The 13,801-nt window shown below is 64.9% G+C and carries 14 protein-coding genes; 2 read left to right on the forward strand and 12 right to left on the reverse strand.

Translation table 11 applies throughout. The annotated features are described in order from the left end of the window. From HV681_RS27195 to flgB, 12 genes are all read right to left on the reverse strand, one after another. On the reverse strand, nucleotides 1-1,719 hold a 1,719-nt coding region (locus HV681_RS27195), incomplete at its 3' end, for a methyl-accepting chemotaxis protein (RefSeq protein WP_175126207.1). Between the two features lie 141 nt (nucleotides 1,720-1,860). Beyond that, on the reverse strand, nucleotides 1,861-3,120 hold the full coding sequence (gene flgL, locus HV681_RS27200) for a flagellar hook-associated protein FlgL (RefSeq protein WP_175126208.1): 1,260 nt from the start codon (nucleotides 3,118-3,120) through the stop codon (nucleotides 1,861-1,863). Nucleotides 3,121-3,166: 46 nt separating this feature from the next. After that, nucleotides 3,167-4,840 carry a flagellar hook-associated protein FlgK gene (gene flgK / locus HV681_RS27205; RefSeq protein ID WP_175126209.1) on the reverse strand — a complete coding sequence of 558 codons (1,674 nt, stop codon included), beginning with the start codon at nucleotides 4,838-4,840 and terminating at the stop codon, nucleotides 3,167-3,169. Nucleotides 4,841-4,913: 73 nt separating this feature from the next. Beyond that, nucleotides 4,914-5,891 (reverse strand): flagellar assembly peptidoglycan hydrolase FlgJ, encoded by a 978-nt coding sequence (gene flgJ, locus HV681_RS27210; RefSeq protein ID WP_175126210.1) that lies wholly within the window; start codon nucleotides 5,889-5,891, stop codon nucleotides 4,914-4,916. A 5-nt stretch (nucleotides 5,892-5,896) separates the two neighbouring features. Continuing rightward, complete coding sequence (locus tag HV681_RS27215; protein WP_279975072.1) at nucleotides 5,897-7,033, reverse strand: flagellar basal body P-ring protein FlgI; 1,137 nt, start codon at nucleotides 7,031-7,033, stop codon at nucleotides 5,897-5,899. A gap of 3 nt (nucleotides 7,034-7,036) precedes the next feature. Next, nucleotides 7,037-7,726, reverse strand: coding sequence for a flagellar basal body L-ring protein FlgH (locus HV681_RS27220; RefSeq protein ID WP_175126211.1), 690 nt, complete (start codon nucleotides 7,724-7,726; stop codon nucleotides 7,037-7,039). Continuing rightward, nucleotides 7,726-8,511 (reverse strand): flagellar basal-body rod protein FlgG, encoded by a 786-nt coding sequence (flgG, locus tag HV681_RS27225; RefSeq protein ID WP_105238493.1) that lies wholly within the window; start codon nucleotides 8,509-8,511, stop codon nucleotides 7,726-7,728. Before flgG ends, HV681_RS27220 begins: the two co-directional genes overlap by 1 nt. A 51-nt stretch (nucleotides 8,512-8,562) precedes the next feature. Then, on the reverse strand, nucleotides 8,563-9,327 hold the full coding sequence (locus HV681_RS27230; protein ID WP_175126212.1) for a flagellar basal body rod protein FlgF: 765 nt from the start codon (nucleotides 9,325-9,327) through the stop codon (nucleotides 8,563-8,565). A 38-nt stretch (nucleotides 9,328-9,365) separates the two neighbouring features. Next, nucleotides 9,366-10,832 (reverse strand): flagellar hook-basal body complex protein, encoded by a 1,467-nt coding sequence (locus HV681_RS27235; RefSeq protein WP_175126213.1) that lies wholly within the window; start codon nucleotides 10,830-10,832, stop codon nucleotides 9,366-9,368. A gap of 69 nt (nucleotides 10,833-10,901) precedes the next feature. After that, a complete protein-coding gene (locus tag HV681_RS27240) occupies nucleotides 10,902-11,600 on the reverse strand; it encodes a flagellar hook capping FlgD N-terminal domain-containing protein (protein ID WP_175126214.1) in 699 nt (232 codons plus the stop codon). Between the two features lie 20 nt (nucleotides 11,601-11,620). Beyond that, a complete protein-coding gene (gene flgC / locus HV681_RS27245; RefSeq protein WP_105238489.1) occupies nucleotides 11,621-12,040 on the reverse strand; it encodes a flagellar basal body rod protein FlgC in 420 nt (139 codons plus the stop codon). 22 nt (nucleotides 12,041-12,062) lie between these two features. After that, on the reverse strand, nucleotides 12,063-12,470 hold the full coding sequence (gene flgB / locus HV681_RS27250; protein ID WP_175126215.1) for a flagellar basal body rod protein FlgB: 408 nt from the start codon (nucleotides 12,468-12,470) through the stop codon (nucleotides 12,063-12,065). Nucleotides 12,471-12,648: 178 nt separating this feature from the next. Here flgB and flgA point away from each other — a divergent pair, with 178 nt between their 5' ends. Beyond that, nucleotides 12,649-13,362, forward strand: a complete 714-nt coding sequence (gene flgA / locus HV681_RS27255) for a flagellar basal body P-ring formation chaperone FlgA (RefSeq protein ID WP_175126216.1) — start codon at nucleotides 12,649-12,651, stop codon at nucleotides 13,360-13,362. 126 nt (nucleotides 13,363-13,488) lie between these two features. Next, nucleotides 13,489-13,782 carry a flagellar biosynthesis anti-sigma factor FlgM gene (flgM, locus tag HV681_RS27260; RefSeq protein WP_056570190.1) on the forward strand — a complete coding sequence of 98 codons (294 nt, stop codon included), beginning with the start codon at nucleotides 13,489-13,491 and terminating at the stop codon, nucleotides 13,780-13,782. Nucleotides 13,783-13,801: the final 19 nt, after the last annotated feature.

Below are 13,801 nucleotides of genomic sequence, written 5' to 3' on the forward strand. Positions count from 1 at the left end.
CTTGGGCCGGGCAACCTGGGTCAGACGGGGTGCGGGCGCGGGCGCGGCCTTGGCGGCGGGCTCGGGCTGAGCAGCCGGCGCGGCGGCTTCCTGCGCGGGCTTGGGCGCGGGCATCCGCGGCGCACTGCGTTCCTGCGCCAGTTGGCGCGCGGGCACTTCGATGACTTCGCCAGCGTTGATCTTGAACACGGCAACCGCTTCGGCCAGGCGCTGCGCCTGTTCCTGCAGCGAGCCGGCGGCGGCCGCGGCCTCTTCCACCAGCGCCGCGTTCTGCTGCGTCACCTCGTCCATCTGCGACACGGCGCGGTTGACCTGATCAATACCGCTGGACTGCTCTTCGGACGCCGCCGAGATCTCGCCCATGATGTCCGTCACGCGCTTCACCGACGACACGATTTCCTGCATCGTGGAACCGGCGCGTTCGACCTGCTGCGAACCCGCGCCGACCTTGGACACCGAGTCCTCGATCAGGCCCTTGATTTCCTTGGCCGCCTGAGCGCTGCGCTGCGCCAGCGAGCGCACTTCGCCCGCCACCACGGCAAAGCCCTTGCCCTGTTCGCCAGCACGTGCGGCTTCCACCGCAGCGTTCAGCGCCAGGATGTTGGTCTGGAACGCAATGCCGTCGATGACAGACACGATCTCCGAGATCTTGCGCGAACTGGCGGAGATCTCCTGCATCGTGTTGACCACTTCCGACACGGCCGAACCGCCGCGTTCAGCCACGTCAGACGCGCTCGCCGCCAACTGATTGGCCTGGCGGGCGTTGTCCGCGTTCTGTTTCACGGTCGAGGCCAGCTCTTCCATCGAGGCGGCGGTCTCTTCCAGCGAAGCAGCCTGCTGCTCCGTGCGGCTGGACAGGTCTGTGTTGCCCGCGGAAATTTCACGCGCGCCAACGTTGATTTCTTCGACGCCGCGGCGCACCGTGGCCACCGTGCGGGTCAGGCTTTCCTGCATGCGCTTGATGGCGCCAAACAGGTGACCGATTTCGTTGGTGCTGCGCACTTCGATACGGCCGGTGAAATCGCCAGCGGAAATCTTCTCGAAGTGGTCGCCGGCTTCGTGCAACGGACGCAGCACGGTGCGGTTGATGAAGATCCAGCAGCCCAGCGCCAGCACCAGAGCGATGGCCAGCATCACAATGGTCACCATGCGCGAAATGTTGTGGTCGGCTTCCGCCTGCGCGATGAGCTCGTCCGTGCGCGTGTCCGTGAACTGCAGCACGTTGTTGACGGCCTCGCGGAACGCGGTGTTGGCAGCGCCGCCGGCGTCGTTCAGATCCAGGTAGTCCTGGATGGCCAGGTTCGCCAGCGCGGCGGCCTGGCGGCGGTAGACGTCGTCGAACTGCTTGTAGGCGGCTTCCAGCTTGGCGACGAGGTCCTCGGAGCCTGCCATGCGCGGCGCCTTGCGGAACGAGTCGAACAGCCTTTGACCATCGGCCATGAGCGCATCGGCACGCTTGGCTTGCGACGTCGATTGTTCGGTCTTGCCCTGCTGCATGTCCATCAGCGAATTGGCCAGCAACAGACGGCCGCGCAGGAAGGTGCTGTAGGCACGCTGCAGTTGCGTCGCCTGGTTGGCATAGGCCTCGTTGACCTGCGCCAGCTTGTCGCTGCCGGAATTCAACCCCATCCACGCCACACCGTTCGAAATGAACATGGCGCCCGTGAAGAGCAACAGCACCAGGATGATGCAGGTGCGAACTTTTAAATTACCAAGCATGAAATATCCGAGCGTTAAGCAACGAAAAACGACACAACCTACCCTACACGCACTACGGACGCCCCGGCCCCGGGCCGGCAGCGTCCGAAAAGTGCGCCACCCGCGGCGCGCGCAAACGGCGCCGCGCAGATAACTACCGCATCACTTGCGGCTGAACAGGCTGGAACCCTGGATGGTCATGAACGCGGCCGAGGCCGCCTGCAATGCCACCTGGCGCAGCGCGAGCTGGCTGGCGCCGGCGTAGTAGTCCAGGTCTTCCAGATCCGACAGCGACTTCGAATACGACAGGCCCTTTTGCGTGCCGGTGGCGTCCAGCGCCTCCAGCTCGTTCAGGCGGGCGCCCACCGACGCGCCTACGGTCAGGATGTTGTCGTAGTTGGACGCAAGCTTCTTGTTCGCCGTCGCCAGTTCGTTGTTCAGACGGGCCAGCGCCTTCTCGTCGCCCGCGATGGGCGAATCCAGCACCTTGATGAGGCTATCCAGCGTGTTGAACAGATCCACATCGGCCGACTGAATGCTTTCGACGTCGATCACGTCGCCGTTCTCCGGCGTGCCCTTGACGACCACAGCAACGCCGCCGAAGTCGATGCTGGCGCCTTCCTTGTATTCGGTGGGGCCGGCCGGCGGCGCGGGCGTGGTCACCGGCGGCACGGGCGGATTGGCGTTGGGGTCGGTCGTGATGACGCGATAACCCATGTTGCCCGTGGCGGGATCGGCCTCGAACTGCAGGCTGAAGCTCTTGCCGATGTTGGCGCTGCCCGGCGTGACCGAGACGGTGCCGAACTGCGCGGTGCCCGTGTTGTTGTCATTTGCCGTGCTGACATAGGCGGTCGAACCCGGGTTGGCGCGATTGAAAACGTCGCTGCCCAGATCGCTGGTCGACAGCTGGCGCGATTGGTCGACCTGCACGGTGCGCTCACCGGTGGCGCCGCTGAAAACGACCTTGCCCGTGGCGTCCTGCGCGTAAGGCACCACGCTGCCTTCGTAACCGGAGAACAGATACTGGCCGTTGCCGTCGGTGCTATTGGCAAGACCCAGCAGCGCGTCGCGAGCGCTCTTCAACGCGGTCGACAGGGCCTGGCGATCGCTGTCGGCGAACGTGCCGTTGCCGGCCTGGACGACGCGCGTGCGCACGTCCTGCAGCGCGGTGGTGATCGAATCCAGAACGTTGGCTTCCTGGCCGAGGTTGGTCTTTGCCGTGTTGCGGTTCAGGCCATACGTCGTGTTCATGCTCTGCGTCTGCGCGACGCCGATCGACAGGGAAGCCGCCAGCGGATCGTCCGCGGGGGTCAGGAACTTGCGGCCGCTGCCAACCTGTTCGACCAGGCGATTCATGTCGGATTCCTGAGCGAGAACGCCGCTCAGTCCGTTCGTGTACATCATCGTGGTGCTCAGACGCATGGTGCAGCTCCGTAATGCTTTCTAGTATTCACAATCAACGTTCTGATCAGCCGCGCAGGCCCAACAGCGTGTCAAAAATGGTGCTCGCCACATCGATGATGCGGGCGCTGGCCTGGTATTGCTCCTGGTACAGCGACAGGCTTACGTATTCTTCGTTCAGGTTCACGCCCGACACCGCCTGCTGGGCAGCGGTCGTCTGCTTGATCAGGTTGACCTGCGCCGTGGCGGCCGTCTTGATCTGCTGCGTCTGCACGCCGACCGTGTTCACGACCTGCGCGAACATGTCGTTGATGCTCATCGTGCCGTGGCCCAGCACCTTGCTGGTCTGCAGCTGCGCCAGCTTCAGCGCGTTCTTGCCGTTGGCATCGCCGCCCTCCAGATCCGCCGCGGCAACCTTGTCCGGATCGGTGATCAGAACGTTGATGTCGCGGGCCGCGTTACGCGTCGGCGACAGCGACCACTTGTCGCCGGCCTGGGGCGGCGCATTGATGGTCAGCGTCACGCCCATCTCGCTTTCGAGGTTCAGCGTTGCGGTGGGCGGGGTGCCGGTAGCCGGACCGTTGTAGACCTGCGAGCCTTCCGGCATGCGCACGACCTGGTAGTTGGTGCCGTCGAACGAGATCTCGTAGTCCTTGGCATTGACGTTTGCCAGGTCGGTGAATTCACCCGAGATCTGCGCGTTGCTCTTGTTTGCTGAATTGGGCACACCTTGCGGCGAACCGATACTGAAGAAGTCCGTGCCCGGATTGCCGCCCTGGTCCAGACCCTCTTTGTGCTGCTCGTTGAACGACAGCGCCAGACCGACGGCCATCTGGCCCAGCTGGTTCTGCATGACGTCCAGCGACGAGGCGCGGAACTGCAGCAGGCCGCCCAGCTTGCCGCCGGTGACTTCGCTGTCTTGCATCTCGACCGCGATGGTCTTGCCGGTGCCCGCGGGCAGCGTATAGGCAATGACCGTGCGGCCCGCGTCCGAGGCCGACGGAACGGCCTGCAGCGGGTAAAGCGTGTTGCCCGACAGCAGCGACTGGCCGCCCTTCGTGAGCGAGATGCTGATCTTGTCGCCCTGCTCGTAGGTCGTGATGCCGATGAGCTGGTTCAGTTCCATGACGGCCTGGTCGCGCTGGTCGAGCAGGTCGTTGGGAGGGCTGCCGCCGGCCTTGCCGGCCGCCAGGGAAATTTGCTGGTTCAGGTCGTCGATGCGGGTCAGGTAGCTGTTGACCTGGTCGACCGTGGTGCTGATCTGCGTGTTCAGGCCTTCACGCTGCTTCTGCATTTCCGAGTAGGCCGAGCGGATCTGCGTCGTGAGGCTGTTGGCCTGGCCGAGCAGGTCGGCGCGCGCGGCGGGGTCCGCCGGCTTGCTGGCCACCGTGTTCATGCTGGTGAAGAAGTTGGTCAGGCCCGGGGCGATGCCAACCGTGCGGTCGGAGAACAGGTTGTTGATCTGCGAAACCTGGTCGAGCTGCGCCTGGAGCTGGGCGCCGCTGCCGTTCGCGCCGACGAGCTGCTTGTACAGGAAGCTGTCGTAGCTGCGCACGACGGTGTCGACCTGGACGCCACGGCCGATGTAGCCGTTGGAGGTCGCTTGCGCGCCCGCCGTCGAGGTCATGACGCGTTGGCGGTTGTAGCCGACCGTGGTGGCATTGTTGATGTTGTGGCCGGTGGTTGCCAGACCGGCTTGCGCCGCGTTCAACCCGCCCAGTGCCGTTTTGTACAAATTCATGCTGACAATGCCCCGTATGTAACCGCAGCTGTTATCTCTGGATACCCCGTTTACGGCAGGAGATCACCCAAATTTAGAGTCCTTCCAACATCCGCCGTGAATTTTCCACGTTGGATGCCGCGCCCCGCAGCTGCCCCATGATGCCGATGAGCTTCTGGGCATAGCGCGGGTCGGTCGCGTAGCCCGCGTCCTGGATCCGGCGGGCCGCCTCGATCTCGTTGCGGGCCGTCGTCACGCTCTCGTACCGCGGGCTGTTGCCGATCAGGCGGGCGTAGTCGGCGAACGATTCCTCGTACGACGCGTAGGCCCGGAACGGCTGCGTCACCTTGCGGGCGACGCCGTCTTCGTATTCGGTGGTCAGCACGTTGACGACCTTGCCCTTCCAGCTCGAACCTGCCTTGATGCCGAACAGGTTGAAGCTGGTGCTGCCGTCCTCATGCTTGATTTCGCGCTTGCCCCAGCCGGATTCCAGGGCCGCCTGGCCCATGATGAGACGGGCCGGCACGCCGCTTTGCTGCGACGCCAGGTTGGCGGCGCGCGACATCTTGGACACGAAGTCGACCACGTGCTCGGGCGCGCCTTCCGCCGCAGCCAGCGCGCGGTCGGCCGGCCGGTTGTTGCGCATGACGTTCAGCAGCGCCGACACCTCACGCGAGCCGCCGGTCTGGAAGTCCAGATCGCCGCCCTGCCCGATGCGTTTGATCGCTTCGTCCGGGACATCGCCGGGTTTGCCCTGCTGCATCTGCGCCAGGATCGCCTGCGACAGGCCGATGCCGGGCGAGGCCAGGTGCAGGGCCAGTTGCTCGTCCGCCATGGACTGCAGCATCTGCGTCTGCTGGGAATCGAACAGCCCTTCCTTGGGCGTGGCCTCGCGCATGCGCTTGACCATCATCTGCAGGAACAGCGCTTCGAACTGCTTGGCGACCTGCTTCTGCTGCTCGGTGCCGGCCGGGTCCTTCTTGACGTCACGCTTCAGGTCCGACAGGCGGCCCATGTCGAAGACCGAATCCTGCCGGGCGCTGCCGCGTGCCGCGTCGTTGGTGTAAGCCATGGCCGTCAGATGATCTCAAGTTCGGCGCGCAATGCGCCCGCGGTCTTCATCGCCTGCAGGATGGCCAGCAGGTCCTGCGGCGTGGCGCCCAGGGCGTTCAGGCCCTTGACCACGTCGGCCAGGTTGGCGCTGGTGCTCACGCGCTGCAGCGAGCCGTTGTCCTGCCGCACTTCGATCTGGGTATTGGGCACCACCACCGTCTGGCCCTGCGTGAACGGCGTGTCCGGCTGAACGACCTCGTTCTGGCGGTTGATGATGACCGACAGGTTGCCGTGCGCCACGGCGGCCTCTTCGATCATGACCGTTCGGTTCATGACGACCGAGCCGGTGCGGGCGTTGATGATGACCTTGGCGACCGTCGGCGCGCGCGTGACCTGCAGGTCTTCCATCTGCGACAGGAAGCGGGCCTGCGAGCCCTGCTCCATGGGCGTGCGCACCTGGATGACGCGGCCGTCCAGCGCCGTGGCCGTGCCCTGTCCGAACTGGCGGTTCAGGGCCGTCGCCACGTTCTGCGCGGTGCCGAAGTCGGTATTGTTCAGTTCGACATGCACGTAGCCGTCGCGGGCAAACGTGGTCGGCACGCCGCGCTCGACGATGGCGCCCGCGCTGATGCGGCCGCCGTTCAACTGGTTGATCTGCACGCTGGAACCGCCCGCGGACGCGCCGGCGCCGCCGACCAGGATGTTGCCCTGGGCAATGGCGTAGACCTGGCTGTCCGCGCCCTTGAGCGGCGTCATCAGCAGCGTGCCGCCGCGCAGGCTCTTGGCGTTACCCATGGACGAGACCACCACGTCCAGCGTCTGGCCGGGCCGCGCGAATGCCGGCAAGGTCGTCGTGACCATGACGGCGGCCACGTTCTTCAATTGCATGTTGCTGCCGGCGGGCACCGTGATGCCCAGCTGCGACAGCATGTTGGTCAGGCTCTGCTGCGTGAATGGCGTCTGGCGCACCTGGTCGCCGCTGCCGTCCAGGCCCACGACCAGGCCGTAGCCGATGAGCTGGTTGCCCCGGACGCCCTGGATGCTGGCCAGATCCTTGAGCCGCTCGGCGTGCGCCGCACCGGCGCCCGCGGCCAGCCCGACGGCCACGCACACCCGCGCCATCAGGGACAGCAAGGTGGATATCGGAGTCTGTTGTTTCATGATTTAGAACGGCGAAGCGATCAGGAAGAAGCGTTGCAGCCAGCCCATGGTCTGGACTTCGTCCATGACGCCCTTGCTGCGGTATTCGATGCGCGCGTCGGCCACTTGCGTGGACGACACGGTGTTCGTGCCCGTGATGGAGCGCGGATCGACCACGCCGGCAAAGCGCACGTACTCGCTGCCGCGGTTGATGGCGATCTGCTTTTCGCCAGCGACCTGCAGGTTGCCGTTGGACATCACGCCCACCACCGTGGTCGTGATGGTGCCGGTGAAGGCATTGTTGGCGCTGCTGTCGCCCTTGCCCTGCGACACATTCCCGCCATTGGCTTCGGTGTTCAGGTTGGCGTTCGCCCAGCTGTCCATGAAGGACGGCGCCGCGGCGATGCCCAGCGTGGTCGAGCCGCTGCGATTGGTATTCGTCGCCACGTTCTTGGACGCGTTGGTGCGCTCGTTCAGCACGATCGTGACGATGTCGCCGACATTGCGCGGCCGGCGGTCTTCGAACAGCGGGTAATTGCCGTAAGTCGTGGGCTGGTAGATGGAGCCCGTGGGCTGCGCCATGGGCATCGGCGGCGGCGGCGGGGCCGCCGTCGTCGGCCCGGTCACGATGGGTTCGGGCGGGATCATGGCGCAACCAGCCGCCAGCAGAGCCAGCGCAGACGCAAGTACCAGGCGCAGGACAGACATGAGCATCACAGTTGGGTCAGGCGGGCCAGCATTTCGTCCGACGTCTTGACGGCCTTGCTGTTCATTTCGTAGGCGCGCTGCGTCGTGATCATGTTGACCAGCTCTTCAGCGACGTTGACGTTGGAGGTTTCGACGTACTTCTGCATGATCGAACCCGCGCCGTCCACACCGGGCTGCAGCAGGTTCGCCGGACCCGACGAGTCAGTTTCCAGGTACAGGTTTTCGCCGATGCTTTGCAGGCCGGTCGGGTTGATGAACGTGGCGATCTGCAACTGGCCGATCTGCACGTTGATGCCGGCGGCGCCGGGTTGCGTCACCGAGACCATGCCGTCGGTGCCGATGGTGATGGACAGCGCGTTGTCCGGCACGTTGATCGGCGGCTGGATGACGTAGCCGCTGACGGTGACGAGCTGGCCGTTCTGGTCGCGCTGCAGCGCGCCGTCACGCGTGTAGGCCTGCGTGCCGTCGGGCAGTTCAACCGGCAGGAAGCCGCGGCCGTTGATCGCCACGTCCATTTCGCTGCCGGTGTTGTTCAGGTTGCCGTCCGAGTGGATACGCTCGGTCGCGGCCACGCGCGCGCCGGTGCCCAGCTGCAGGCCGGACGGCAGTTGCGTGGCATCGCCCACCTGGGCGCCGGGCTGGCGCAGCGTCTGGTACATCAGGTCCTGGAACACGGCACGGCCGCGCTTGAACCCGTTGGTGGAGACGTTGGCCAAGTTGTTGGAAATCACGTCCATGGAGGTCTGCTGACCTTCCAGGCCCGTCTTGGCGATCCACAGCGAACGCATCATGATGAAAGACTCCGGTGCCGCGGCCTGGCCGCGAACTAAATGTTATTTAAATCAGGCGCTTACGGACAGAATGCCGTTGGCGCGTTCCGCGTTGCGGTCCGACTGCTGAATCACCTGCATCTGCTGCTCGAAGCGGCGGGCGTTTTCGATCATGCCCACCATCGACGCCATGGGATTGGTGTTGCTGCCTTCCAGCACGCCCGACAACAGGCGAAGGGCGGGGTCGGCGGGCACCGGCGGTGCGGGCTGGCCGTTGACCGGCGCCATGCGGAAGACGCCGTCGTCGCCGTGCACCAGCTGCTTGTTGTCCGGGTTGACCAGCTTCAGGCGGCCCAGGTTCAGAATGTTGTTCGGCGCGTCGCCGGCGCCCAGCGCCGTGATCGTGCCGTCCGACGTGATGGTCAGCGCGGCCTGGTCGGGCACGTCGATGGGACCGCCCTGGTCCGACAGGACCGGCTGGCCCAGCGACGTCTGCAGCAGGCCGTTGATGCCGACCTGCAGGCTGCCCGCGCGGGTATAGGCCTCGCCTTGCGGCGTCTGCACCGCGATCCAGCCGTTCTCGCTGGCCAGCGCCACGTCCAGGCCGCGGCCCGTGGTCTGCATGGTGCCCATCTCGAAGCTGTTGCCGGGCGTGGACGCCACCGTCGAAACACGCGTAGGCAGGCTCACCCCGTCCGTCACGGGAACCGAGCGATACAGCGCGATCTGCTCGCGAAAGCCCGCCGTGTTCACGTTGGCCATATTGTTGGAGAGCGCGGCCTGATGCTCCGTGATCCGCGCTGCGCCATTCATGGCGGTGTAGATGATTCTGTCCATTGCCTATTCCGTCGGTGTCGTCGCTTGCCCAGCGGGCATTACTTCAGGTTCATCAGGACTTGCATGATTTCGTCCTGGGTCTTGATGGTCTGCGAATTGGCCTGGTAGGTGCGCTGGGCAATGATCATGTTGACCAGTTCGCGGCTCATGTCCACGTTGGACGCTTCGGTCGCCTGACCCACCACCGTCGACATGCTGTTGGTGCCGGGCTGGCCCAGGATCGGCTGGCCGGAAGCCGCCGTTTCCTTCCAGGCGTTGTTGCCCACGGGCTGCAGGCCCTGCAGGTTCGAGAAGTCGGCCAGCACCAGCGTGCCCACGATCTGGGTTTCGCCGTTGGTGTAGCTGGCGACCAGGCTGCCGTCGCTGCTGATGTTGATGCCACTGAACTCACCGGACGTGTAGCCGTCGGGCTTGGCAACCAGCTTGTAGTTGCTGCCGTACTGGGTCGTGCCGGTGTAGTTGATGGCGACGTTCAGCGGATCGGCCGGGGTGGTCGTGCCGCCGGGCTGGGCGAAGGTCAGGTTCACGATCGGCGCGCTGGTCAGCGTGCCGGCGTTGTTGAACGTGAACTTTGTGGGAACGCCCCACACGCCGTTGTTCTCCGTCGTGGGCGACATAGCCTGGCCGTCCATCGTGTAGTACACGTCATATACGCTGGTTCCAGCTTCGGCGGGACGCTTGACGAAATACTGCATGACCTGATGCGAGTTGCCCAGGGAGTCGAACACCGTCATGGGAGAGGCGTTCGTGTAGGTGCTGGAGATCTTGGGGTCGAAGGGTCGGCCCAACTCGACGACGGCGGCGGTAAAGTCGACAAAGCCAGGGATGTTCTCAAGTTTGCCATTGATAACCTCGCCCGCTGCGTTAAGCTCGACGGTCGCCGGTGCCGTGCCGTACACCGCGGCGGGCGGATTGCCAGGGGTCCACGTCAGCGCGCCGCCGGCAGCTTTCGTGAACGTGTACGCCGTGCCACCGAGAGTGATCTTGCCGGGTACTTCCTGCGCCGTCTCCGTATCGTTCAGATAGACGATCTTGGCGTTGGCATCCAGGTTGGCCACGGTGGTGGCGCTGGTCGTCGCCTGCGGCGCGACGTTGGCGGTCGGCAGTTGCAGTTCGACCGGGTTCGCACCGATCGCGCCGGCCGGGTAACCGGTCAGGCGATACCCCTGCGCGTTCACGATGAAGTTGTTCTTGTCGACGAGGAACTCGCCGTTGCGCGTGTACATGACCGAGCCGCTCTGGTCGGTCACGCGGAACATGCCCTTGGCGCCGTCGATGGCGATGTCGTATTCGCCGCCGCCGCCCGTCACGGAACCGACCGTGAAGCGCTGGTTGATGGCCGAGACCTTGACGCCCAGGCCCACGCGCGAGCTGGCGTAGACGTCAGCGAACGATGCGGTGGCCGACTTGAAGCCGACGGTGCCCGAGTTGGCGATGTTGTTGCCGATGACGTCCAGGTTCTGCGCAGCGGCGTTCAAGCCGCTCAATCCTTGTCCGAAGCCCATGTTTACTCTCGCTAATCTTTAGTGGAAAAGCCGCCGCCCGTGCGCCGGCACCAATTCATATCCGCCCGTTCAGGCGCCGATCACCTTGCGCACGTCCAGCATGCTGGTCTGGCCGTCCAGGCCCAGATCCAGACGCAGGCCGTTGGTGGAGTACGCCACGCTCTTCACGTTGCCGTAGCTCAATACTTCCGAGTTCACCTTCGCGCCCTCGGCGTCGGTCGCCAGCACGGACACGTTGTACGCGCCCGGTTCCAGCGCCACGCCGGCGTCGTTCTTGCCATCCCATTCCAGCGTGTACACGCCGTTCTTCTGCTCGCCCAGTTCGATGGTGCGCACAACTGCACCGTTCGAATCCGAGATGCGGACCTGGACCTTGGCGGCGTCGCCCTGCAGATCCAGACCGTAGGGCGTGACCACGCGGTCCGCGGGGTTGGCGCTGTCGACACCGACCTTGACCTTCGTGCCCGGGATCAGGACGCCCTTGCCGATCATCGACACGGCGTTCATCGACTGGGACACGTCGATCTGGCCGCTGATGGCCAGCATGGTGTTCTTCAGGTTGGTGATGCCTTCCACCGTGGAGATCTGCGCCAGTTGCGACGTCAGCTCCGCGTTCTGCATCGGGTTCAGCGGATCCTGGTTCTTGAGCTGCGTGACCAGCAGCTTCAGGAACTGGTCCTGCAGGCCCTGCGCGGTGCTCGCGCTGTTGGCGCCGGTTTGCGCCAGGCCCATGGCCGTGGTGCTCGTGGTTTGGTCGACGGTGGTCATGGATAGACTCTGGCTGGAAATTAGGATTGACCGATGGTCAGCGTCTTCTGCATCAACGCCTTGGCGGTGTTGAGGACCTCGACGTTGGCCTGGTAGGACCGCGATGCCGCGATCATGTTGACCGTTTCGGCCACCGGATCGACGTTGGGCATGCTGATGTAGCCCTGCGCGTCAGCCAGGGGGTGCTTGGGGTCATAGACCATCTTCAGGGGCGACTGGTCCTGGACCACGCCGGCCACGCGAACGCCGCCGATCTCCTGGCCCAAAGCCTGGCCTGCGGCCGGGTTGACCTGGAACACGACCTGGCGGGCGCGGTAAGGCTGGCCATCCGGGCCGACCACACTGTCGGCGTTGGCCATGTTGCTGGCCGCCACGTTCATGCGCTGCGACTGCGCGCTCAACGCCGAACCGGCGATATCGAAAATGCTCAACAAGGACATTGCCTGTTGCTCCCTTTAAAGATCAATCCTGGATGGCGGTCTGCAGCCCGCGGATACGGTTGGAGATCAGCTGCATCGTGCTCTGGTAATGCAGGGTGTTGTCGGCGAACTGCACGCGCTCGATGTCCATGTCCACCGTGTTGCCGTCCATGCTGGGCTGGTACGGCAGGCGGTACAGCAGATCCGTCGGGCCCTGCGACACGGCCTTGGCCGGAATGTGGCGGGCCGACGTCAGCTTGAGCGACGTGTCGGGCAGGCGCATCGTGCCTTCCATGGCGCTTTGCATCGCGGCCTTGAAGTCGATGTCGCGCGCCTTGTAGTTGGGCGTGTCGGCGTTGGCGATGTTCGAGGAAAGCACTTCCTGGCGCTGCGCGCGCAGTGCCAAAGCCTGCTGGTAGAACCGGAAATCTTCGTTGAGCCTGTCGAGCATCGTGGCGCCTTGAATTCGTTGCAGATCAGATAAAGCGAGGGACGCCGGACGCACCGTTATCCCATTGGATGACGGCATGATAGGGGCCGGACCTGTAACACAATCAGCCAAACAACCCGTCATTTCTCATCCAATTCACGTATTGCCGAACGCCGCCCACTTCTACAATTCATCCATCATGAAAATCTCCGCAAGACTCCTTCTCGCGCGCGCCGGCATCGCCGCCCTGCTCCTGGCCTCGGCAAGCGCCGTCCAGGCACAGGCCGCGGCCACCCAGGCCCCGGAAGCGATCATCATTGCGGCGCAGACCTATCTGCAGGAACAACTGGCCTCCCTGCCCGGCGAGGCGTCCATCGCCATCGACCCGCCGCGCACCGACCGCCTGACGCCGTGCGACGACCTGACCCCCTTCCTGCCGTCCGGCATGAAGCTGCGGTCGCGCATGACTGTCGGCGTGCGCTGCAACTCGGCCAAAGGCTGGACCGCCTACGTGCAGGCCTCCGTCAGCGTGGCCGGCCACTATTACGTGGCCTCGCGCCTGATCGCAGCCGGCCAGGCCCTGACCCCGGCGGATCTGGACGCCCGCGAGGGCGACCTGGTCTCCCTGCCCCCCAACGCCATCACCGACCCGCAGGCGGTCGCCGGCATGACCGCCGCCTTCCGCATCAACGCCGGCCAGCCGATCCGCAGCTCGTCGCTGCGCAACGCCCAGTCGGTGCAGCGCGGCACGAACGTGCGGATCAACGCGCGCGGCAACGGTTTCATGGTCAGCAGCGAAGGCGAAGCCATGGGCAACGCGGCCCCCGGCGCCGTCGTCCAGGTACGCACCGCGGGCGGCCAGGTGGTCAGCGGCGTCGTCCGGAACGCCACGCTGGTGGAAATTCAGCTATAGACCTGTTACAAATCGCGTTGCGCCTGGCTCGCATATACCCTAAAGTTCCTCCGGCCCTTGTCGTTACAGAGACATAAGTAGGCGGATCCGTCGCAAACCGACCCAGGACGCCCTGCGGAGAAAACCTTGAAAATCAATTCGACCACCAACCGGCCCCTCGCGGCCGACGCCGTCGGTGCCCGCGCCGAGTCCGCGGTCAGTCAAGCGTATGGCGCCGGCAGCGCCACCGGATCGAGCAGCTCGCAAGTCGCGCTGAGCTCGGCGTCGCGCAAGATGCTGGCCATGCAGGACGGCTCGAACGACATCAACGTCGAGCGTGTCGCCGCCATTCGCGCCGCGATCGCCTCCGGGCAGCTCAAGATCGACACCGGCCGCATCGCCGACAGCCTGATCGCCAGCGCCCGAGACCTGCTGAAATAGCCCGTCCCTTCCCTCTATT

Origin of the sequence: Achromobacter animicus (assembly GCF_902859585.1) — a bacterium.
Lineage (GTDB): Bacteria > Pseudomonadota > Gammaproteobacteria > Burkholderiales > Burkholderiaceae_B > Achromobacter > Achromobacter animicus.

Excerpts from the sequence above, each read along its gene's own strand:
- HV681_RS27230 (WP_175126212.1), bottom strand. The coding sequence starts at position 9,327 with ATGGACAGAATCATCTACACCGCCATGAATGGCGCAGCGCGGATCACG.
- flgL (WP_175126208.1), bottom strand. The coding sequence starts at position 3,120 with ATGCGTCTGAGCACCACGATGATGTACACGAACGGACTGAGCGGCGTT.
- flgA (WP_175126216.1), top strand. The coding sequence starts at position 12,649 with ATGAAAATCTCCGCAAGACTCCTTCTCGCGCGCGCCGGCATCGCCGCC.
- HV681_RS27235 (WP_175126213.1), bottom strand. The coding sequence starts at position 10,832 with ATGGGCTTCGGACAAGGATTGAGCGGCTTGAACGCCGCTGCGCAGAAC.
- flgK (WP_175126209.1), bottom strand. The coding sequence starts at position 4,840 with ATGAATTTGTACAAAACGGCACTGGGCGGGTTGAACGCGGCGCAAGCC.
- flgJ (WP_175126210.1), bottom strand. The coding sequence starts at position 5,891 with ATGGCTTACACCAACGACGCGGCACGCGGCAGCGCCCGGCAGGATTCG.
- flgC (WP_105238489.1), bottom strand. The coding sequence starts at position 12,040 with ATGTCCTTGTTGAGCATTTTCGATATCGCCGGTTCGGCGTTGAGCGCG.
- HV681_RS27220 (WP_175126211.1), bottom strand. The coding sequence starts at position 7,726 with ATGCTCATGTCTGTCCTGCGCCTGGTACTTGCGTCTGCGCTGGCTCTG.
- flgG (WP_105238493.1), bottom strand. The coding sequence starts at position 8,511 with ATGATGCGTTCGCTGTGGATCGCCAAGACGGGCCTGGAAGGTCAGCAG.
- HV681_RS27215 (WP_279975072.1), bottom strand. The coding sequence starts at position 7,033 with ATGAAACAACAGACTCCGATATCCACCTTGCTGTCCCTGATGGCGCGG.
- flgB (WP_175126215.1), bottom strand. The coding sequence starts at position 12,470 with ATGCTCGACAGGCTCAACGAAGATTTCCGGTTCTACCAGCAGGCTTTG.
- HV681_RS27240 (WP_175126214.1), bottom strand. The coding sequence starts at position 11,600 with ATGACCACCGTCGACCAAACCACGAGCACCACGGCCATGGGCCTGGCG.